Annotated in this window: 16 protein-coding genes, 1 pseudogene and 1 riboswitch; of the genes and pseudogenes, 7 read left to right on the top strand and 10 right to left on the bottom strand. The window is 71.7% G+C overall.

Features of this window, described 5'->3' with window-relative positions; genetic code table 11:
• Positions 1–36: 36 nt before the first annotated feature.
• Entirely contained in the window at positions 37–471 is a 435-nt protein-coding gene (locus ACFWP2_RS07900; protein WP_380449376.1) for a MarR family winged helix-turn-helix transcriptional regulator, read from the bottom strand.
• 87 nt (positions 472–558) lie between these two features.
• Between ACFWP2_RS07900 and ACFWP2_RS07895 the strand changes: the two genes are divergently transcribed.
• Together ACFWP2_RS07895 and ACFWP2_RS07890 are read left to right on the top strand one after the other, a co-directional pair.
• Positions 559–2,073, top strand: coding sequence for an MFS transporter (locus tag ACFWP2_RS07895; protein WP_380449375.1), 1,515 nt, complete (start codon positions 559–561; stop codon positions 2,071–2,073).
• Positions 2,074–2,312: 239 nt separating this feature from the next.
• Positions 2,313–2,918: a TetR/AcrR family transcriptional regulator gene (locus tag ACFWP2_RS07890; RefSeq protein WP_380449374.1), complete on the top strand. Its 606-nt coding sequence runs from the start codon at positions 2,313–2,315 to the stop codon at positions 2,916–2,918.
• A 78-nt stretch (positions 2,919–2,996) separates the two neighbouring features.
• On the opposite strand, the gene ACFWP2_RS07885 is transcribed toward ACFWP2_RS07890, so the two are convergent.
• Positions 2,997–3,863 (bottom strand): helix-turn-helix domain-containing protein, encoded by an 867-nt coding sequence (locus ACFWP2_RS07885; protein ID WP_380449373.1) that lies wholly within the window; start codon positions 3,861–3,863, stop codon positions 2,997–2,999.
• A gap of 418 nt (positions 3,864–4,281) precedes the next feature.
• Here ACFWP2_RS07885 and ACFWP2_RS07880 point away from each other — a divergent pair, with 418 nt between their 5' ends.
• Complete coding sequence (locus ACFWP2_RS07880; protein ID WP_380449372.1) at positions 4,282–4,857, top strand: ATP-binding protein; 576 nt, start codon at positions 4,282–4,284, stop codon at positions 4,855–4,857.
• 341 nt (positions 4,858–5,198) lie between these two features.
• Here ACFWP2_RS07880 and ACFWP2_RS07875 read toward each other — a convergent pair whose 3' ends face one another.
• Positions 5,199–5,462: a DUF397 domain-containing protein gene (locus tag ACFWP2_RS07875; protein WP_097235176.1), complete on the bottom strand. Its 264-nt coding sequence runs from the start codon at positions 5,460–5,462 to the stop codon at positions 5,199–5,201.
• A gap of 591 nt (positions 5,463–6,053) precedes the next feature.
• Between ACFWP2_RS07875 and ACFWP2_RS07870 the strand changes: the two genes are divergently transcribed.
• The 3 genes from ACFWP2_RS07870 to ACFWP2_RS07860 all read left to right on the top strand — a co-directional run bounded on the left by ACFWP2_RS07870 (position 6,054) and on the right by ACFWP2_RS07860 (position 9,466).
• Entirely contained in the window at positions 6,054–7,007 is a 954-nt protein-coding gene (locus ACFWP2_RS07870; RefSeq protein ID WP_380449371.1) for a hypothetical protein, read from the top strand.
• A gap of 454 nt (positions 7,008–7,461) precedes the next feature.
• A riboswitch (cyclic di-AMP (ydaO/yuaA leader) is annotated at positions 7,462–7,632 on the top strand.
• Positions 7,619–9,013 (top strand): transglycosylase family protein, encoded by a 1,395-nt coding sequence (locus tag ACFWP2_RS07865; RefSeq protein WP_380449370.1) that lies wholly within the window; start codon positions 7,619–7,621, stop codon positions 9,011–9,013. (Overlaps the previous riboswitch by 14 nt.)
• Before the next feature lie 252 nt (positions 9,014–9,265).
• A complete protein-coding gene (locus ACFWP2_RS07860; protein WP_360338684.1) occupies positions 9,266–9,466 on the top strand; it encodes a hypothetical protein in 201 nt (66 codons plus the stop codon).
• A gap of 115 nt (positions 9,467–9,581) precedes the next feature.
• On the opposite strand, the gene ACFWP2_RS07855 is transcribed toward ACFWP2_RS07860, so the two are convergent.
• The 5 genes from ACFWP2_RS07855 to ACFWP2_RS07835 form a co-directional block, all read right to left on the bottom strand.
• Complete coding sequence (locus ACFWP2_RS07855; protein WP_380449369.1) at positions 9,582–10,601, bottom strand: LacI family DNA-binding transcriptional regulator; 1,020 nt, start codon at positions 10,599–10,601, stop codon at positions 9,582–9,584.
• Between the two features lie 25 nt (positions 10,602–10,626).
• On the bottom strand, positions 10,627–12,324 hold the full coding sequence (locus tag ACFWP2_RS07850; protein ID WP_380449368.1) for a glycoside hydrolase family 13 protein: 1,698 nt from the start codon (positions 12,322–12,324) through the stop codon (positions 10,627–10,629).
• Between the two features lie 108 nt (positions 12,325–12,432).
• Entirely contained in the window at positions 12,433–13,338 is a 906-nt protein-coding gene (locus ACFWP2_RS07845) for a sugar ABC transporter permease (protein ID WP_380449367.1), read from the bottom strand.
• 40 nt (positions 13,339–13,378) lie between these two features.
• On the bottom strand, positions 13,379–14,380 hold the full coding sequence (locus ACFWP2_RS07840; protein WP_380449366.1) for a carbohydrate ABC transporter permease: 1,002 nt from the start codon (positions 14,378–14,380) through the stop codon (positions 13,379–13,381).
• 157 nt (positions 14,381–14,537) lie between these two features.
• The gene (locus ACFWP2_RS07835; RefSeq protein WP_380449365.1) at positions 14,538–15,815 is read right to left on the bottom strand and encodes an extracellular solute-binding protein; all 1,278 of its coding nucleotides are present in this window, start codon (positions 15,813–15,815) and stop codon (positions 14,538–14,540) included.
• A gap of 310 nt (positions 15,816–16,125) precedes the next feature.
• On the opposite strand from ACFWP2_RS07835, the gene ACFWP2_RS07830 reads away from it, so the two are divergent.
• Positions 16,126–16,632, top strand: coding sequence for a GNAT family N-acetyltransferase (locus ACFWP2_RS07830; RefSeq protein WP_380449364.1), 507 nt, complete (start codon positions 16,126–16,128; stop codon positions 16,630–16,632).
• Between the two features lie 26 nt (positions 16,633–16,658).
• Here ACFWP2_RS07830 and ACFWP2_RS07825 read toward each other — a convergent pair whose 3' ends face one another.
• A complete protein-coding gene (locus ACFWP2_RS07825) occupies positions 16,659–17,723 on the bottom strand; it encodes an aldose epimerase family protein (protein WP_380449363.1) in 1,065 nt (354 codons plus the stop codon).
• Between the two features lie 319 nt (positions 17,724–18,042).
• Positions 18,043–19,029, bottom strand: a pseudogene (locus ACFWP2_RS07820) (ATP-binding protein); the annotation flags it as partial.

Raw genomic sequence — 19,029 nt, 5'->3', positions numbered from 1 at the left:
CCAACCACGCCCCGGCAAAGCCCCCCTGACGGCACGTCAGCCGGAGCCTGATCCACAGGCCGGGCCGAGCCCGTCGCCGAGGGTCAGCTCCAGCACCTGGCGGTGCAGCGGCCTGGCCTGCTCGTAGCGCTCCCGGCCGGCCTCGGTGAGGGTGAGCAGGACGCCCCGGCGGTCGCTCTCGCACATCGCCCGGGTGACCAGTCCGGCCTTCTCCAGGCGGGCGATCAGCCGGGAGAGCGCGCTCTGGCTCAGATGGACGGTGTGGGCCAGCCCACTCACCCGCACCGCCCGGCCCCCGCCGCCTCCGCAGTCCTCGACGAGACGCTCCAGCACCTCGAACTCGCTCATGCCCAGCCCGTACCGCTCGCCCAGCTCGCGGTCGAGCATGCAGGCCGCAGCGGCATGCCGGGCCAACAGCTCGCGCCACTGCGCGACGAGACCGGCCTCCGCCGGGGAGTCGAGTTCAGCCACGCCGCCACCCTAGCACATGCATCGGCAATTATTGCATTCACATTTAATTCCCCTGCATTGAATGCATGTGCATGTACTGTCCTTCCCATGACCACCGTGACCGTCACGCCACCCGACGCCCCGTCAACCAGCGGGCCGCACTGGACTCCCCGCCTCTGGGGCACCCTGATCGTGCTCTGCGCCGCCATGTTCCTGGACGCCCTGGACGTCTCCATGGTGGGCGTCGCCCTTCCGTCCATCGGCTCCGACCTGCACCTGTCCACCTCCACCCTGCAGTGGGTGGTCTCCGGCTACGTCCTCGGCTACGGCGGCCTGCTGCTGCTCGGCGGGCGCGCCGCCGACCTCCTCGGCCGCCGCCGGGTGTTCCTGGTGGCGCTGGGCGCCTTCGCCGCCGCCTCCCTGGTCGGCGGCCTGGTCGACGACGGCGCCCTGCTGATCGCGGCCCGCTTCCTGAAGGGCGTCAGCGCCGCCTTCACCGCCCCGGCCGGGCTGTCGATCATCACCACGACCTTCGCGGAGGGCCCCGCCCGCAACCGCGCGCTGTCGATCTACACCACCTGCGCCGCCAGCGGCTTCTCGCTCGGCCTGGTGCTCAGCGGACTGCTCACCTCGGTCGGCTGGCGCTGGACCTTCCTGATGCCCGTGCCGGTCGCGCTGCTCGCCCTGGTCTTCGCCGTCCGCCTGCTCCCCCGCCCCGTCGAGGAGCGCGCCCAGGGCGGCTACGACGCCCTGGGCGCGATCACCGGCACGGCGACCGTCCTGCTGCTGGTCTTCACCGCCACCGAGGCCCAGGGCGCCGGCTGGCTGAGCCCGCGCACCCTCGGATCGCTGCTGGTCGTCGCCGTGCTGGCCGCCGCCTTCGTGCGGGTGGAGAGTCGCACCGCGCACCCGCTGGTCCGGCTCGGCATCTTCCGCAACGGCTCGGTCGCCCGGGCCAACCTGGTCGCCTTCGCGATGGCCGGCGCCTACGGCGGGTTCCAGTTCGTGGTCACCCTCTACCTCCAGCACCTGCTCGGCTGGTCGGCCCTGGAGATGGCCCTCGGGCTGCTCCCCGCCGCGGCCCTCATCGCGCTCTCGGCACCGTTCATGGGCCCGATCGTGGACCGCTTCGGCACCGGGCGGCTGCTGCCGATCGGCCTGGTCTCGCTGGTCGCCGCCTTCGCGCTGTTCCTGCGGCTGGACGAGCACAGCTCGTACCCGGGCCTGGTGCTGCCCTCGATGCTGCTGCTCGGCGTGGGCTTCGCGTTCGCCTTCCCCTCGGTGAACATCGCCGCCACGGACGGCGTGGCCGACGAGGAGCAGGGTCTGGCCTCGGGCCTGGTGAACACCGCCATCCAGGTCGGCACGGCCGTGGTCCTCGCCGGAGCGACCGCGATGATCACGGCCGGCAGCGCGGGCGGCGACAGCCCGCAGGCCCAGCTGGACGGCTACCGGCCGGCGCTGGTGTTCGTCACGGTGGTCGCGCTGGTCGGCCTGGTGGTCGCGGCGACGGGTGCCCTGGTGGACCGGCGCCGCAAGGAGGCTCCCACATCGGTGCCGGATTATGATTATCCGTCAGTCGGGTCGACCGCAGCCCAGGCCGAAGTCCTCACCGAGCACTGACCGAGCGCTGACCCCAAACCCCGCCCGCGACCGACCTCCGGGCCGTCGGGCCATGGCGCCGGCTCCACCAAACCCCCGTGTCGGTGGAGCCGGCCGTCTTCGTGGCGGCCGCCCGGGCAGCGCCCGTCGGGGCACGGTACCCCGGTGCGACTGTCGGCTCCAGAAGTATATTGGCCCGCAGCCAACGAACGTTCGGAGCAGACACGATGACACCTCGCGGGGATTCGGTCAATGAGGAGATGCGGCAGCGCTCCCGCCGGCGGATCATGCGGGCCACCGTCGAGCTGGTTGACCAGCGCGGTTACGCGGGCACCACGCTGACGGACATCGCCGAGCGGGCCGGCCTCGCCCGCGGGCTGCTCTCGTACTACTTCGACGGCAAACGGCTGCTGATGCAGTCCGCGACACACCGGATGATGCACCAGTCACTGGCCGACGCGCTGGCGGAACTGGCACCCGGATCCTCCCCCGACGCCCGGCTGGCCGGGGCGATCGACACCGTGCTCGGCCTGGCCATGGACCACCCCCGGGTGATGCGCTCGCACCTGGCGCTGATCCTCGACCCGGACACCGGCGCCTTCATCCAGGACCCCGAGCAGCAGCAGCTCGGCGCCCTCCTCCAGGGGCTGCTGCGGGACTGGGGCGCGCCCGACCCGGTCGCCGAGCACGCGGTGCTGCGCAGTGCGCTGATGGGCGGCTGCATCGGGGTGCTGCTGCCGGGCGCCGAGAGCCCACTGGCCCCGATCCGGGCCGACCTCTTCCGCCGCTACGACCTCGCCTGGGACCTGGGCCGCCCGCCGCAGCCGTTCCCGCCGGAACGCGAACGGCCGCCGGCCCGCGACTGACGACGGGTGGGCGGCCTGGCGACCGGCCGGACGGGGCCTCACGAGGGAGGGAGCTCACAGGCCCCGGACGGCAGCGGCTCAGCGTTCCTTCAGGATCGAGGCGAGCAGGTCGATCGTGCGTTCCGGCGTGAGACTGTCCACGCAGAGCCGCTCCATGACCTGGATGTAGGCGTCGACGTCGTCGCGCTTGTCCAGGTAGAGCGCGCTGGTGAGCTGCTCCAGGTACACCACGTCCGCGAGGTCCTGCTCCGGGAAGCGCAGGATCGTGAACGCCCCGGACTCGCCCGCGTGCGCGCCGAACCGGAACGGCATGACCTGGATCACCACGTTGGCCTGCTCGGCGACGTCGATCAGGTACTGCACCTGGCCGCGCATCACCTTGGGCCCGCCGACCGGCCGGCGCAGCGCGGCCTCGTCGATGACCGCCCACAGGCGCGGGCTGCCGCCCTCGGTCAGCAGCTTCTGGCGCCGCAGCCGGAGGCTGACCCGCCGCTCGACCTCCTCCTCGCTGATGACCGGCCGACTTTGGCCGAAAACCGCCCGTGCGTACTCCTCGGACTGGAGTAGCCCGGGGATGAACTGCACCTCGTAGGTGCGGATCAGCTGGGCGGCCTCCTCCAGCCCGACGTAGGTCTGGAACCAGCCCGGCAGCACGTCGTTGAAGCTGTGCCACCAGCCGGACTTGTTGGCCTCGCGGACCAGGCCGAGCAGGGCTTCCCGCTCGATGCCGTCGTCCACGCCGTACAGGCTGAGCAGGTCGGCGACGTCGCGCTCCTTGAAGCTGACGCGGCCGAGTTCCATGCGGCTGATCTTGGACTCGGAGGCCCGGATCGCGTAGCCCGCGTCCTCGCGGGTGATGCCGCGCGCCTCGCGCAGGCGGCGCAACTGCGAGCCGAGGAGGATCCGGCGGACCATCGAGCCGCCGCCCGGCTGAACTGTGGTCATGCGGTCGAAACCTCCACCTAGGGCAAACAGCGCACAGTCTGCCATCAGTTGAGCGCTCACGGTGCCGATACTGACGGATGTTCCTATCAGTTCCGCACTCTACGCACCAGGATGCACGTGCATTCGGCGCTTGCATATGCCAATAGTGCGACTGCACGTGAATCGACTCTTGCATCTGCAGTGAGCGCACACCACCATGGTGCACGTGCACCTGCACATCCCTGGCAATCCCGCGGGCTCCGCGTCGACCCCACGCGCGACTCCGTGCACCGACCCGACGACGTCCCCCGCGTCATCGGGCGTTCGAGTGCGCGCGCGCCTGGTCGAGGGGGCGGCCGAGCGGCCGAGCGAGTCGGAGGTGACCGGCATGACCCCGGCGGGTCCAGCCGTGTCCGCCCCCTTATGGGAGGAGCTCTTCATGAGCACCGGTACGGCTTTGGCGGTTGACCCCCATGTGGTCACCTGTACGCTCGCTCCCCGCTTCGAAGCCGTGAGAACCGCGCGCGACTTCGCTCGGACCACGCTCCAGCACTGGGGCCTGACGGAGCTGTTCGACGACGTCGCACTGGTGGCCTCGGAACTCGTGACCAACGCGCTCCGGCATGCGATCGGCGCACGGCCCGGCCCCTCGGGCGGCGCCCTGGGCGAGTACGAGTTTCCCGTGCAGCCGACCGCGGACGGCCGGCTTCCGATCCGAATAAGCCTGGTACACCGCGCGCCCCAGGTGGTCTGCGCGGTGAGCGATCCGAGCAGCACCGGCCCGGTCGCCCGGGAGGCCGACTTCGTCGCCGAATCGGGCCGCGGGCTGCACCTGGTGGAGTCGTTCAGCCGCTCCTGGGGCTGGCACCCGCTGGGCAGCGGCAAGGTGGTCTGGGCGATGTTCGAGGCGGAGACGGTCAGCGGCTCCCCGCTGGACGGGTGCCCCGGATTCGGCGGCCGCTCACCGCTCGACGGCCCCGTCGACATCGGCGGACGGCATCGGCGCTCGGCCTAGGACGGGCCCCGCGCCCGACAGGATCCCCACGTCCCGGACGGAACCGGGGCCGGAACCTGCGCCGGACGGTGCGCGGCCGGTCGACGGAAGCCCCGGGAGGACCACACCCCGAGCCCTTCCTGCTGGCCCCGCCGAGGTCCGGCGCCGCGGAACCGCGGCCGGCCCACGGCGGCCCGGCGGCCGGACGGATCAGGACGGGACGTCCCGAGAGCCCGCCCGCGGGGCGGAGGACTCCGGAGCCCACTCTTTCCGAAGGCGCGGCCTCCGGACGAGGGAAAGACAAAGGCCGTCGTGGTGTCGGCACCCACGACGGCCCCCCGATGATGGAGCACGGCGATCGGTCAGACCGCCAGGTGGTCGAACTCCCCGTCCTTGGCCCCCAGCAGCAGGGCGGCGATCTCGGCCCGGGTGTAGATGAGGGCCGGACCGTCCGGGAACCGCGAGTTGCGCATCGCCACATCACCGCCCGGCAGGGCCGCGAACTCGACGCAGTTGCCCTGGGAGTTGCTGTGCCGGCTCTTCTGCCAGACCACCCCCTGGAGATCGGCGGCGGCCATCCCGTTGTAGGTGTCGTACGAGCCGTGCGTGTCCTGCGAGTCGTGCATAGAAATCTCCCGAAGAGCTTCCGGAGTTGTCGTCCAGCGCGGCGCCCCCGGCACCGCCCAACGAACGGACCGGCCCCGTACCGGTCCGGCACAACGCCTCACTTGACGCGATGATAGCCGCAGTGCACGTGCATCAGCACGGGACGTTGCAGGTGCAGGACGCCTTTTGCGCGCAACCGCGAACTCTTCACGGACCCTTCTCCTGACGGTACGTAAACGGACATAGCCGATGAATCGTCGGACGCGCGATAACCGGCCGTGAGCACCTCCCCGCTGAATGTCGATCTTCGAATGCCGGGAGTCGCATCCCCGTGACCCTCCGTCAAACCACCTTCATGCTGTGAGACATCTCACGCGCCCCAGGTGCAACGTCAGCCTCCTCGGATCACGTCGTGGCAACCGTCGGCGGTCCCGCGGGGGCTGGGAGCGGAATGTCCGGATTATGGGCAAAGCACCCGGACCGGCACCGGAGACGCACCCTCTTCGCACCGGCTCCGCACGGTCTCCGCACCGGCTCCACGCCGCAACCGCGCCGAAGCCGTACGGCAGCCGACTGCAAGCCGGACCGGCAGATGTCCTACGATCTCCGGCATGAGCACCGCAGCCATCCCGGGCGCGCCACTGCCCGTCCGCACTCCAGGCTCCCGTGCGCGGGGGCGCCACCGTCGTCCCGAGCGCCCCGAGATCCCGTCCGGCGCCCCGGCCCTGGTGCTCGCCGTACCCGCGACCGCCGGGCCCGAGTCCCGCTCGGTCGTCGAGGAACTGCTCTCGATCGTCCGCACCGAGCAGAACGGCGTCCGGACCGCGGTCGGCTACCTGCCCGGCGGCGAGGGCGCGGGCGACGAGGACCGCACCGTGGCCGAGTTGCTGGCCGCGGCCGCCGAGGCCGGGCTGCCGATGCCCGTCCTGGTGCCGCTGGTGCCCGGTCCGCACACCTTCCTGACCGAGCTTCACGCGCTCGCCGCCGAGTACGGCGCGCCCGTCACCGACCCGCTGGGCCCGCACCCGCTGCTGGCCGAGGCCGTGCACGTCCGGCTGTCCGAGGCCGGGCTGGCCCGGGCCGACCGCGCCCGGCTGTTCGCCATCGCGACCGCCGCGGACGGCGTGGTGCTGACCACCGTCGGCGGCGAGGACGCGGCCGCCGCGGCCGGCATCACCGGGGTGCTGCTGGCCGCCCGACTGGCCGTGCCGGTCGTCGCCGCCGCGCTCGACGTGCCCGGCTCGGTGGCCGCGGCCGTCAACCACCTCAAGGAAACCGGCTCGCAGCGTCCGGCGCTGGCCCCGCTGGTGATCGGTCCGGAGGCGGACTCCGAGCTGCTCGCCACCGCCGCCGAGGAGACCGGCTGCCCGTCGGCCGCGCCGCTGGGCTCGTACCCGTCGGTCGGCCAGCTGATCGCCTCCACCTACCTGGCGGCGCTGCCCGCGCCCTCCCCGGAGGACCTGGCACGGGCCGAGGCGGAGGCGGCGGCCGCCGCCGAGGCCGAGGGTGCCCCGGAGGGCGTTCGCGGCGCCCACGCGGCCTCCGAGGGGCCCTCGGGGCAGTAGTCGACACCGCGCGCCGGTCGCGCGCACCGAAGGGCCCGGAACGGTTTTTCCGTTCCGGGCCCTTCGACTTTGTTCCGCCCACCCGTGACCGGCCCGCACGGAAGTCGGACGCCAATGAAGCGGAATGTCCGTTCTGGCCCCTTTGAAAGGAAATAGGAAACGCGGCCGCGGATGCTCGAATCGGGGCCGCCGCCTCCCCTGCCGGGATGCCCCACCGCGCGATTCGATGCGCCGTCACGCCGCTCCTGAAGCGATGCCAGTTGTGGGCTTCCGCAGCGCCGTTGCTTGAAAACGATCATTTACGATCATGAAGAGCTGCAATTTTGGCAGCTTCCTCCAAACCGTGATGCGCATCACAGTGGTTTGCAGTTTGAACTTAAGTCTGATTAACGTGCTCCCCGTTCGTGACCACACGAACCCGGTTCATCCGCAACGCCGAGTCCTGCCGTCGGATGTCCTGGCAGCGCGAAATCGCACCACGGCAGGAGCGGGGGACCCACAGGTAAGTCGCCCCGGACCGGTCTTCGGAACGGTCCAGGGCTAGGGGTGAAGCCGCGCCCACAGCGCGGCCGGGCAACTCCAGCCCGAATCCGACAGCTCACCTCGCAGGCGTGGGAGAGGACCGCGTCTTCATGCTGCCCACCAACGGCACCCGCCTGTCCAGCCGCACCCGTCGTGTGATCGCCGCCCTCGGCGTCGCCGGCATCGGCCTCACCGTTCCCTGCATCGCCTCCGGCACCGCCTCCGCCGCCTCCGTCGCCACCTGGGACAAGGTCGCCCAGTGCGAGAGCGGCGGCAACTGGAGCATCAACACCGGCAACGGCTTCTACGGCGGCCTCCAGTTCACCTCCAGCACCTGGTCCGCCTTCGGCGGCACCGCCTTCGCGGCGCGCGCCGACCTGGCCACCAAGGACCAGCAGATCGCCGTCGCCGAGAAGGTCCTCGCCTCGCAGGGCCCCGGCGCCTGGCCGGTGTGCTCGGTCCAGGCCGGCCTCACCAAGGGCGGCCCGGCGGCCACCGTCGACACCTCGGCGGGCTCCACCTCCGCCTCCACCGCGGGCTCGACCGCCGCCAAGCCCGCCGCGCCCGCCCAGAGCGCCAAGCCGGCCGCTCCGGCCGCCAAGCCCGCACAGCCCGCGCCGTCCCAGGCCCCGGCCGCCAAGCCCGCGGCGCCCGCCCAGGACGGTGCGCAGGCCACCACCGACTCCGCCACCTCCGGCAACCGCGGCGACTGGGTCCAGAAGCGCCAGCAGCAGGCCCAGGGCGGCGACTACACGGTCGTCGAGGGCGACTGGCTGTCCGCGATCGCCGACCAGCACCAGGTGCAGGGCGGCTGGCAGCGGCTGTACGAGCTCAACCGCGGCACCCTGACCGACGGCCCGGACACCATCTACCCGGGCCAGCACCTGTCCTTCGGCGGCAACGGCCAGGCCCAGGCCGGCCAGTCCTCCACCGGCAAGTCCGGCTCGGACTTCACCTGGTTCGACCGCTCGCAGAAGTCCGGCCAGTCCGCGAACGGCGGTGCCGTGAACACCCAGCCGACCGCGCCGGCCCAGACCCCGGCCGCCAAGCCGTCCACCAAGCCGGCCGCCAAGCCCGCCCCGCAGACCGACACCCAGACCCAGACCCAGGCTCCGGCCGCCACCGGCAGCATGGCCGCCGCGGTCTCCTTCGCCGAGTCGAAGGTCGGTCAGGCGTACGTCTACGGCGGCACCGGCAACGGCGGCTGGGACTGCTCCGGACTGACCCAGGCCGCGCTGCGCGCCGCGGGCATCTCCATCCCGCGCGTCGCCGCCGACCAGGCCGCCGCCAGCACCCACGTCTCGCTGGACAGCCTCCAGCCGGGCGACCTGCTGTTCTGGTCCAACAACGGCAAGGACTCCGGCGTGTTCCACGTCGCGATCTACGTCGGCAACGGCAAGTACGTCGAGGCCGCCAACCCGAGCTCGGGCGTCCGCGAGCAGAGCATCGCCAACTGGGCCCCGGACTTCGCCGGCCGGGTCTGAGGACGGCGAACAGCCGACAGTCGACGGACGACAGATAACAGATAACAGATAACAGATAACAGATAACAGATAACAGATTTCATCATCTGTCAGCTGTCGCTCGAACGCTGACCCCCCACGGCCCCCGGGGAGAGTCTGGTCGCTCTCCCCGGGGGTTCCGGCATGCCTCCGGCCGTGCCTCCGTGGTGAATCCCCGTGGTGAATCCCCGCCCCAACGGGCATGCTGCTGCTCTGCACCCGAGGAGGAGTCACATGGCCCAGGTCACCGTCACCCTCGACGCGAACCTCGCGATCGACGCGATGATGCTCTCCGGCACCAAGAACCCGCAGGACGCCGTCGAACTGGTCCTGCGCGACTACCTGGCCCGCGGCCGCCGTACCGAGACCCGCACCGGCGAGGCCGCCGACGGGCACCGACTGACCGTCGACCGCCCGACCACCCAGGAGGGCTGACCCCGACGGCCCGCGGCGGCCCTCGACAGCCCGCGACGGCCGGCCGCGCGCACGCCGAAGGCCCCGGAGGGCAACCGCCCTCCGGGGCCCGTCCGTCGGCCGCGCCGGCCGGGGCTCAGCGCGCGCAGGCCCCGGTGGACCCGCGCATCACCAGCTCCGGCTGGAACATGAACTCGCCGCGCTGGGCGGCGTTTCCGCCGACCTCCTCCAGCAGCGCGTCCACCGCCGCCGTGGCCATCGCCTCGACCGGCTGGCGGATCGTGGTCAACGGCGGCTCGGTGAAGGCGATCAGCGGCGAGTCGTCGAAGCCGACCACCGACACGTCCTGCGGCACCGACAGCCCGCGCTGCCGCACCGCCCGGATCGCCCCGAGCGCCATCATGTCGCTCCCGCAGACGATCGCCGTGCAGCCCTTGTCGAGCAGCGCGCCGGCCGCCGCGTGCCCGCCCTCCACGCTGAACAGCGTGTGGTGAACGAGGTTCCCGGCCTCCGCCTCGGAGAGTCCCAGCACCTCGCGCAGCGCGGCCGTGAAGCCCTCGATCTTGCGCAGCACCGGCACGTACCGGCGCTGACCGACGGCCAGCCCGATCCGCTCGTGCCCGAGTTCGGCCAGGTGCTGGACGGCCATCCACATCGCGGCCCGGTCGTCCGGCGAGATGAACGGCGCGTCGATCTTCTCGCTGTAGCCGTTGATCAGCACGAACGGCACTCCGCGCCCGGTCAGCCGGGCGTAGCGGTCGTGGTCGGCCGTGGTGTCGGCGTGCAGCCCGGAGACGAAGACGATGCCCGCCACGCCCCGGTCCACCAGCATCTCCACCAGTTCGTCCTCGGTGGACCCGCCCGGAGTCTGGGTGCACAGCACCGGCGTGTAGCCGTGCCGGCTGAGCACCTGCTCGATCACCTGCGCCAGCGCGGGGAAGATCGGGTTGCTCAGCTCCGGCGTGATCAGACCGATCAGCCCGGCGCTGCGCTGGCGAAGGCGGGTCGGCCGCTCGTACCCGAGCACGTCGAGCGCCGCCAGGACGGTCTGCCGGGTGGCGGCGGAGACGTTCGCCTTGCCGTTGAGCACGCGGGAGACGGTGGCTTCGCTGACCCCCGCCTGCGCCGCGATGTCTGAGAGTCGCGCCGTAGTCACGGTCCCAGAGCCTATGCCAACCACGTCAGACCGCCCACCAGCCGGTGCTGTCCGGAGCGAGCACCGTCTCGCCACCGTCCACCACGAGGTCGGCCGAGCCCAGCAGCAGCGTGCCGGGAGCGGCGATCCGCACCGGCAGGCCGGTGGTGTTCACGGTGCAGACGAAGGCGCCGCGACGGAACATCAGGGTGCCCTCGGGGCTCTCCAGCCACTCGACCCCGGTGCCGGCGCCGAGGTCGGGCTGCGCCCGGCGGACGGCCAGCGCGCTGCGGTAGAGCTCCAGGGTGGAGGTCGGGTCGCCGGTCTGCGCCTCGACGCTCAGCCCCGCCCACTCGGCCGGCTGCGGCAGCCAGGACGGCCCGCCGGCCACCGGTCCGAAGCCGTACGGGGCCTCGGTGCCGGACCACGGGATCGGGACGCGGCAGCCGTCGCGGTAGCCGTCCTGGCCGGCCTGGCGGAAGAAGGACGGGTCCTGGCGGACCTCGTCGGGCAGGTCGGTGACGTCCGGCAGGCCGAGCTCCTCGCCCTGGTAGACGTACGCCGAGCCGGGCAGGGCGAGCATCAGCAGGGTGGCGGCGCGGGCGCGGCGCAGGCCGAGTTCGCGGTCGCCGGGGGTGCGGATCTGGGTGCCGAGGCCGGGCTCGTTGGCGAACCGGGTGGCGTGCCGGGTGACGTCGTGGTTGGAGAGCACCCAGGTGGTGGGGGCGTCGACCGGGCGCATCGAGTCCAGCGAGAGGTCGATCACCTCGCGCAGCGCGGCGGCGTCCCAGTCGGTGCCCAGGTACTGGAAGTTGAAGGCCTGGTGCAGCTCGTCGGGGCGGACGTAGTTGGCGGTGCGCTGGACGGTCGGGGTCCAGGCCTCGGCGACGCCGATCCGCTGTCCCGGGTACTCGTCGAGGATCTTGCGCCAGCTGCGGTAGATCTCGTGCACGCCGTCCTGGTCGAAGAACGGCATGACGTCGTTGCCGAGCAGCTTGAGCTGGTCGGCGCCGCCGAGGTCGGGCAGGCCGGGGGCCTTGACCAGGCCGTGGGCGACGTCGATGCGGAAGCCGTCCACGCCCATGTCGAGCCAGAACCGCAGGATCGAGCGGAACTCGTCGGCGACGGCCGGGTTCTCCCAGTTGAAGTCGGGCTGCTCCGGGGCGAACAGGTGCAGGTACCAGTCGCCGGGGGTGCCGTCCGGGTTCTCGCTGCGGGTCCAGGCCGGGCCGCCGAAGATGGACTCCCAGTCGTTGGGCGGAAGTTCGCCCTGCTCGCCCTTGCCGGGGCGGAAGTGGTAGCGCTCGCGCAGCGGGGAGCCGGGGCCCTCGCGCAGCGCGCGCTGGAACCACTCGTGCTGGTCCGAGGAGTGGTTGGGGACGAGGTCGACGATGATCCGCAGACCCAGGTCGTGGGCGTCGCGGATCAGGGCGTCGGCGTCCAGCAGGGTGCCGAACATCGGGTCCACGGCGCGGTAGTCGGCCACGTCGTAGCCGGCGTCCGCCTGCGGCGAGGCGTAGAACGGCGAGAGCCAGACCGCGTCCACACCGAGGTCGCGCAGGTAGGGCAGGCGGCTGCGGATGCCGGGCAGGTCACCCATGCCGTCGCCGTTGGAGTCGGCGAAGCTGCGCGGGTACACCTGGTAGATGACCGCGTCCCGCCACCAGCCTCTGGACGCGCTGACGTTCGCCTCGTGAGCGGTGTCGGCGGCAGGCCGGGAGGTGTCGGCCAGGTTCTGGGTCATGGACGGTATCCCTTGGGGACTAGAGGAGCGGAAGGCGCTGGGACGTGGAGCGCGCGGCGGCGTGCGGGTGGTTGACGACGCGGCGGCGCTTGACGACGCGGCGGCGCGTTACGACTTGGAGGCACCGGCGGTCAGGCCGGTGACCAGGTGGCGCTGCACCAGGTAGAAGAAGGCCGCGGACGGGATCGCGATCAGCACGGCGGTCGCGGCCATCAGGTTCCACTGGGCGTCGTGCTCGCTGACGAAGGTCTGGAGGCCCACGGCCAGCGTGTACTTGTCGGAGCTGAGCATGAACGTGGAGGCGAACGGCACCTCGGCCCAGTAGGTGAGGAAGGAGTAGAAGGCCGCCACCGCCAGGCCCGGGCGGGCGAGCGGCAGCACCAGCCGCCAGAAGGTGCCGAACGGGCTGAGCCCGTCGACCCGGCCGGCCTCGTCGATCTCCACCGGGATGGTGTCGAAGTAGCCCTTCAGCAGCCAGGCGCAATACGGCACGGTGGTGGTCGAGTAGACCAGGATCAGGCCGGTGTAGCTGTCCAGCAGGCCGAGTTCGGAGAGCATCGTGTACATCGGCACGATCAGCACCGCGATCGGGAACATCTGGGTGACCAGCAGCGACCACATCAGCGGCTTGTGCCCGGGGAACTTCATCCGGGAGACGGCGTAGCCGGTGGTGGCGGCGACCATCACGCCGAACACGGTGGTGATGCCGGAGACCAGCAGGGCGTTGCCGAACCAGGTGAAGAAGTCGGTGTCGGACAGCACGTGCTGGTAGTTCGACAGCGTCAGCTTGTCGAAGATCTGGCCGGGGTGGAGGTAGTCGGTCTTGTCCGGGCCGAGCGAGACGAACAGGATCCACGCGACCGGGGCGAGCGCGATCAGGCCGGCCAGGATCAGGGTGCCGTGGGACAGCGCCCGGGCCAGCGGGCTGCGCTCGCCGCGGCGGCGGACCTTGGCGGGCCGGGCGGCCGGGGCCGGCGCCGCCGCGCGGGCCGGGAGTTCGGTGGTGGTGCTCATCGGGGTTACCTGCCTTCGTGGGTCAACTGGGTCCGAGGCCTCAGCCGTTGGCCTGCTCGTTGCGGGCGAGCCAGCGCCGGTAGAAGGCGGTGAAGACGATCAGGATGGACAGCAGGATCACGCCGTAGGCGGCGGACTGCGCGTAGTCCCGGGGGATCTGGCCGAAGCCGAGCCGGTACGCCCAGGTGACCAGCAGCTGGGCGTCGGGGGCGCCGGTGCCGAACAGCAGGAAGATCACGTTGAACTGGTTGAACGTCCAGATCACGCCGAGCAGCACGACCGTGGAGGAGACGGAGCGCAGCCCGGGCAGGGTGACGTAGCGGAAGCGCTGCCAGGCGGTGGCGCCGTCCATCTCAGCGGCCTCGTACAGCTCGGCCGGGATGGACTGGAGGCCGCCGAGCAGCGAGATCATCATGAACGGCACACCGGCCCAGGTGTTCACCATGATCGCGGCCGCCTTCTGCGCCCACGGGTCGGTGAGCCAGCCCGGCTCGGGCAGGTGCAGGAAGGAGAGGACGCTGTTGACGACGCCGCCGTCGGCGAGCATCAGGCGCCAGGAGAAGACGGTGACGAAGGTCGGTACGGCCCAGGGCAGGATGAGCAGCATCCGGTAGGCGGCGCGGCCGCGCAGCTTCTGGTTGAGCAGCAGGGCGAGGCCGAGGCCGAGGGTGTAGTGCAGGAAGACGCAGATGCCCGTCCAGGCGATGGTCCAGACGAAGTGCGACCAGAAGCGGTCGTACGAGCCGGGGCCCCAGAGGATGTCGGCGTAGTTGTGGAAGCCGACGAACTCGTAGCTCGCCGGGATCTCGTTGACGCCGATCTTGCGGGCGACGTTGAGGCTGTTGGCGTCGGTGAGGGTGAGCCAGATGCCCTCGACGAGCGGGTAGATCACCAGCACGCCGAGCACCAGCACGACCGGGGCGATCATCGCGTAGGCGTACCAGTGCTTGGCGTAGGACCGCTTGACGCGTTCCAGCAGGCCCGGACGCTGCTCGCGCTCCCGGCTGCCCTTGCCGGTGGCGCCCTGCACGGCGACTGACATCGTTTGCACCTTCTCGGGGGATCTCGGGGGAGGCCGACGGCCCGGCCTGCCGGGGGGCGACGGATGACGGCGGACAACTGACAGATGATGAAATCTGTCCTCTGTTATCCGTTCGCCGTCATCCGTCGGCCGTCAGCCGGCGGGCCGGGCACAGGGACTACTTGGCGAAGCCCGGCAGGAGCTTGGCGTAGTCGGTGGAGACGGTGTTCAGCGCGTCCTGGGTGCTCGTGCCCTGGACGGCCTTGCCCAGGTTGGTGCCCAGCGAGGCGAACAGCGAGCTGTACTCGGGCAGTTCGGGGCGCGGCTTGGCGCTGCTCAGCACTGCCTGGAAGCCGGCGATGCCCGGGTCGGCCTTGACGTCGGCGGTGAAGGCGTCGGAGCGGGTGGGCAGGGTGGAGTTCTTCTGCGCGATGAAGGCCTGGCTCTCGGCCGAGGTCATGAAGGCGGCGAACTTCTCCGCGGCGGCCTTGTGGGCCTTGTCGGCGCCGGCGTAGACGGAGATGTTGTGGCCGCCGGTGGGGGCGCCGCCCTTGCCGCTGGTACCGCCCGGAACGGCGGCGATGCCCAGGTTCTTCTTGTCGGCGAAGGCCGAGCCCTTGTAGATGTTGGTGATCTCCCAGGGCCCCTGGATGATCGCCGCGACCTTGCCGCTGTTGAAGGCGTCCATCATGTGCGCGTAGGCGTCGGTGGTGACGTCGGCCTTGGCGGTGCCCGGCGCGGTGAACATCGACTTGTAGGTCTCGACGGCCTTGACGGCCTCCGGCGAGGCGACGGTGATCTTCTTGCCGGCGGCGTCGACGGTGTCGGTGCCCTCGCCGAACAGGAACGGCATCGCGTAGTAGCCGTCGGCGGCCTTCAGCCAGAAGCCGTCCACGCCGGCCTTCTCCTTGACGGCGGCGGCGTCGGTCTTCAGCTCGTCCCAGGTCTTCGGCGCCTCGGTGATGCCGGCCTTGGTGAACAGCTCCTTGTTGTAGAGCAGGCCCAGGGTGTCGGTCACCAGCGGCACGCCGTACAGCTTGCCCTCGTACTTGGCCTGCTGGATCAGGCTCGGCTGGAAGGTGGAGGTGTCGGCGGCGGCCGGGGTGCCGTCCAGCGGCTCCAGGTAGCCGGCCTTGGCGAAGGCGGCGGTCCAGCCCACCTCGGAGCGGAAGACGTCCGGAGCGCCCTTGGCCCCCATCGCGGTCTGGAGCTTGTTCTGCGCCTGGTCGAACGGCACGTTGACGAAGTCGACCTTGACGTTCGGGTTGGCGGCCTCGAACTTCTTGACGAGCTCCTGGTAGTTCGGCGCCTCGTTGGTGGCGTTCGACGTGTCCCAGTAGGTGAGGGTGACCGGCCCGTCGGCCTTGCCGTCGGAGCTGGAGCCGCTGCTGCTACAGGCAGCCATCGAGACCGCGAGGGCCACAACGAGGGCAGAGGCCGCGATGCCACGCCGCATGAGAACTCCTTGGGAGGGTGGGGGTGCCCGAGATGTTCGGAGACAGGCGCATAATGGCTGCCTCGTACCGACCGCACCGTTGCTGCCGTCGGGCTCGGGAAGGAAGTTAACAGCGGCGCAAGATCGACGGAAAGTCCTTGCAGAAAGTTTCTGCAAGAAACTGCGATCGTTACGCCCGCGTGTCCTGGACGTTGCCGCTCGGTAGTCGACAGCCGCACCGATTGCCCGATTTCGCCCGACTCATCCGTTCATGGGCTGGCCGACGAGACCACCGTGCGTGGCCGAAAGCGGTCTGCAGCAGACTGGACGCATGCGAATCAGAGCCGTCACCAGGGACGAACTTCCGCTGCTCACCGAGTTGGAGCGGGCCGCCGGCGCACCCTTCGCCGCGATCGGCATGTTGGAGATCGCCGAGGACGAACCCCCGGCACCGGAGGAGCTGGCGCACTACCTGGAGCAGGGCGTCGCCCTGGTCGCCGAGGCGCCCGACGGAACCGTCGCCGGCTACCTGCTGGCCGAGCCGGTGGACGGCGCGCTGCACATCGAACAGGTCTCCGTGCACCCGGACCACGCCCGCCGCGGCATCGGCCGGGCGCTGATCGATCACCTCGCCGACACCACCGACGCCCCCGCGCTCACCCTCACCACCTTCGCCGAGGTCCCCTGGAACGCCCCCTACTACGCCCGCTGCGGCTTCCGCCCGCTGGCCGGGGAGGAGCTCACCCCCGGCCTGCGCGAGATCCGCCGCAAGGAGGCCGAGCACGGCTTGGACCGCTGGCCCCGGCTCTGCATGCGCCGGGACCTGGCCCAGCCGTAGGCCTCGGGGCCACTCCCCGGTCCGGCCTAGTTGGTCCCCAGCCGGAGCACGGTCGTCGAGCGGAACTCCTCCCCCGGCCGCAGCTCCGTGCTGGGGAACGCCGGGTGGTGCGGGGAGTCCGGGAAGTGCTGGGTCTCCAGCGCGATTCCGGCGAACGGCCCGTACGGGACGCCGCGCGCGCCGGTGACCGCGCCCTGGAACTTGTTCGCCGTGTAGACCTGGATGCCCGGCTCGGTGGTCAGCACCTCCAGGGTGCGGCCGCTGACCGGGTCCTCCAGCAGTGCGGCCCGCGCCGGGCTGCCGTCCCCGGGCCGGGCGCGCAGCACCCAGTTGTGGTCGTAGCCGCCGGGCCCGGTCAGCTGGGGGTGCTCGTCGTGCACCGACTTGCCGATCGGCGCGGCCACCGTGAAGTCGAACGGCGTGCCGGCCACCGGCTCCGTCCGGCCGTACGGGATCTGCCGCTCGTCGGCCGGGGTGTACGCGTCGGCGTCCAGGGTGAGCAGATGGCCGAGGATGTCGCCGTTGCCTTCACCCGCGAGGTTGAAGTACGCGTGGTTGGTGAGGTTGACGACGGTCGGCTTGCTGGTGACGGCGCGGTAGTCGATCACCAGCTCGCCGGAGGCGTCCAGGGTGTACGTGACGGTGACGTCCAGCGCGCCCGGGAAGCCCTGGTCCCCGTCCGGGCTGTGCAGCGACAGCCGCACCCCGCCCTCGACCGGCTCGGCCGCCCACATCCGGTGCGCGAAGCCGTCCGGACCGCCGTGGAGGGTCACGCCGCCGCCGGTGGAGGCGAGCTGGTGCTCCTCGCCGTCGACGGTGACCGACGAGCGGTCGATCCGGTTGGCGTACCGGCCCACCACCGTGCCGTGGTGCCGGGCCGGGCCGAGGATCTCGGACAAGCGGTCGGTGGCCAGCAGCACCTGGGCGGAGCGGCCGGAACGGTCCGGCGCGCTCAGGGTGTGCAGGGTCGCGCCGAGGCTGAGCACGCTCGCCTCGTACGGGCCGGCCGTGAGCGTCCAGCGCTCGATCGCGGCGCCCGCGCCCGAGGACTCCAGTGGTTCCTGCCGCACGCTGGTGGCCTCGCTCGCCATTGGCCTGCTCCTCACCGGCGGCCACGTCGCACCGCGGCCGCCCCGTTCCGGGTCTGTCGAGGGGGCGCCGCGGCGGCCCCGTGTCCGTCAGCCTAGCGACGGCGTCGGTCGTGGGGCGCTTCCGGGAACCCACGCGCCGTCCCACGCGCCGCCGTCCACCATCTGGCGCCCCGTAGGACCACCGGGCGCCGTACCGGGCGCCGGTCATGACCGCCGGAAGCCGCGCCCGCACACCGGGCGCCCCCTCCGACTACCGAGCACCACGCCCACCGAACACCACGGCCGCCGGGCGCCACGCGCCCGACCCCGTGGCCCGTTCCTAGTCGTCCAGGTCCTCCAGCAGGCCCGCGTCCCGCCCCTGCTGCTGCGGCAGCCCGAGCGCCGAAGCCAGGCCGTCCGGCCCGCTGCCCGCCTTGCGGTAGACCGCCGCCAGCCGACGGTTGACCAGCCCGATCGGCACCCCGAGCTCGTCGGCGATCCGCTGCGGCGGCACGCCCTGCACGGCCCGCTTGGCGACCTCCCACTCCGCGCTGCTGAGCGTCTCGATGGTGTCCCGGAAGTCGCGCAGCCCCAGCCGGTTGGGCCGCAGGCCGTAGTTGGCCAGTTCCCGCCGGGCCCGGTCGACCAGCCCCTCCGCGGAGCAGTGCTGGGCCAGCTCGATGCCCTGGTACAGGTACTCCTGGGCGTCCTCCAGCCGCCCGACCCGGCGCAGCGCGGCGCCGAGGTCGACCAGCGCGACGGCGTGCTCGTAGCCGGCCGGGGACTGTCCGAGGTACGCCACCGCGTCCTCCAACAGCTCGACCGCCGCCTGGCCGTCCTCGATCCGGGCCTGCAGGCGCAGCGCGCTGCCGATCGCCGAGGCGGTGCCGAACTTGCGTGCGTCCCGGACCGCCTTCTGGGCGTACTCGCGGGCACGCTCGGGCTCGTCGTCCGCGATCGCGATGGCGAGGTGTCCGGCCCAGGGTGCCCAGACGGTGTTGTGCCAGCCGCGGACCTCCAGCTGGGCACCCGCCTCGGTGAGCGCGGCGGCCGCGCCCGCGAACTTCTCCTTGGCGACCAGCAGCTTGCCGTACAGCGAGGCCGCGTCCGGCAGCACCATGGCCGTCGCGTGGTACGGCGGGTGGAAGCCGAAGTCGTTGGCCATCGTCCAGGCCTCGTCGAGCCGGCCGCGGGCGATCAGGGTGTCGACGAGCACGCCGACCGCGTCCCCGGCCAGCGGCAGCCTCTCCCCGATCCGCTCGGAGATGCGGTGCGCCCGGCGCAGGAAGTCCTCGGCCTCGGCGAGCAGGCCGCGGCGGAACCGGGC

Source organism: Kitasatospora sp. NPDC058444, assembly GCF_042721415.1.
Lineage (GTDB): Bacteria > Actinomycetota > Actinomycetes > Streptomycetales > Streptomycetaceae > Kitasatospora.
The sequence above is the reverse complement of the archived record's forward strand: the minus strand, read 5'-3'. Positions and strand labels throughout refer to the sequence as shown.

Bases quoted from the DNA above. Each gene is read 5' to 3' on its own strand.
- ACFWP2_RS07885 (WP_380449373.1), bottom strand. From the start codon at position 3,863: ATGACCACAGTTCAGCCGGGCGGCGGCTCGATGGTCCGCCGGATCCTC.
- ACFWP2_RS07875 (WP_097235176.1), bottom strand. From the start codon at position 5,462: ATGCACGACTCGCAGGACACGCACGGCTCGTACGACACCTACAACGGG.
- ACFWP2_RS07870 (WP_380449371.1), top strand. From the start codon at position 6,054: ATGAGCACCGCAGCCATCCCGGGCGCGCCACTGCCCGTCCGCACTCCA.
- ACFWP2_RS07895 (WP_380449375.1), top strand. From the start codon at position 559: ATGACCACCGTGACCGTCACGCCACCCGACGCCCCGTCAACCAGCGGG.
- ACFWP2_RS07835 (WP_380449365.1), bottom strand. From the start codon at position 15,815: ATGCGGCGTGGCATCGCGGCCTCTGCCCTCGTTGTGGCCCTCGCGGTC.
- ACFWP2_RS07830 (WP_380449364.1), top strand. From the start codon at position 16,126: ATGCGAATCAGAGCCGTCACCAGGGACGAACTTCCGCTGCTCACCGAG.
- ACFWP2_RS07840 (WP_380449366.1), bottom strand. From the start codon at position 14,380: ATGTCAGTCGCCGTGCAGGGCGCCACCGGCAAGGGCAGCCGGGAGCGC.
- ACFWP2_RS07845 (WP_380449367.1), bottom strand. From the start codon at position 13,338: ATGAGCACCACCACCGAACTCCCGGCCCGCGCGGCGGCGCCGGCCCCG.
- ACFWP2_RS07825 (WP_380449363.1), bottom strand. From the start codon at position 17,723: ATGGCGAGCGAGGCCACCAGCGTGCGGCAGGAACCACTGGAGTCCTCG.
- ACFWP2_RS07880 (WP_380449372.1), top strand. From the start codon at position 4,282: ATGAGCACCGGTACGGCTTTGGCGGTTGACCCCCATGTGGTCACCTGT.
- ACFWP2_RS07860 (WP_360338684.1), top strand. From the start codon at position 9,266: ATGGCCCAGGTCACCGTCACCCTCGACGCGAACCTCGCGATCGACGCG.
- ACFWP2_RS07890 (WP_380449374.1), top strand. From the start codon at position 2,313: ATGCGGCAGCGCTCCCGCCGGCGGATCATGCGGGCCACCGTCGAGCTG.
- ACFWP2_RS07850 (WP_380449368.1), bottom strand. From the start codon at position 12,324: ATGACCCAGAACCTGGCCGACACCTCCCGGCCTGCCGCCGACACCGCT.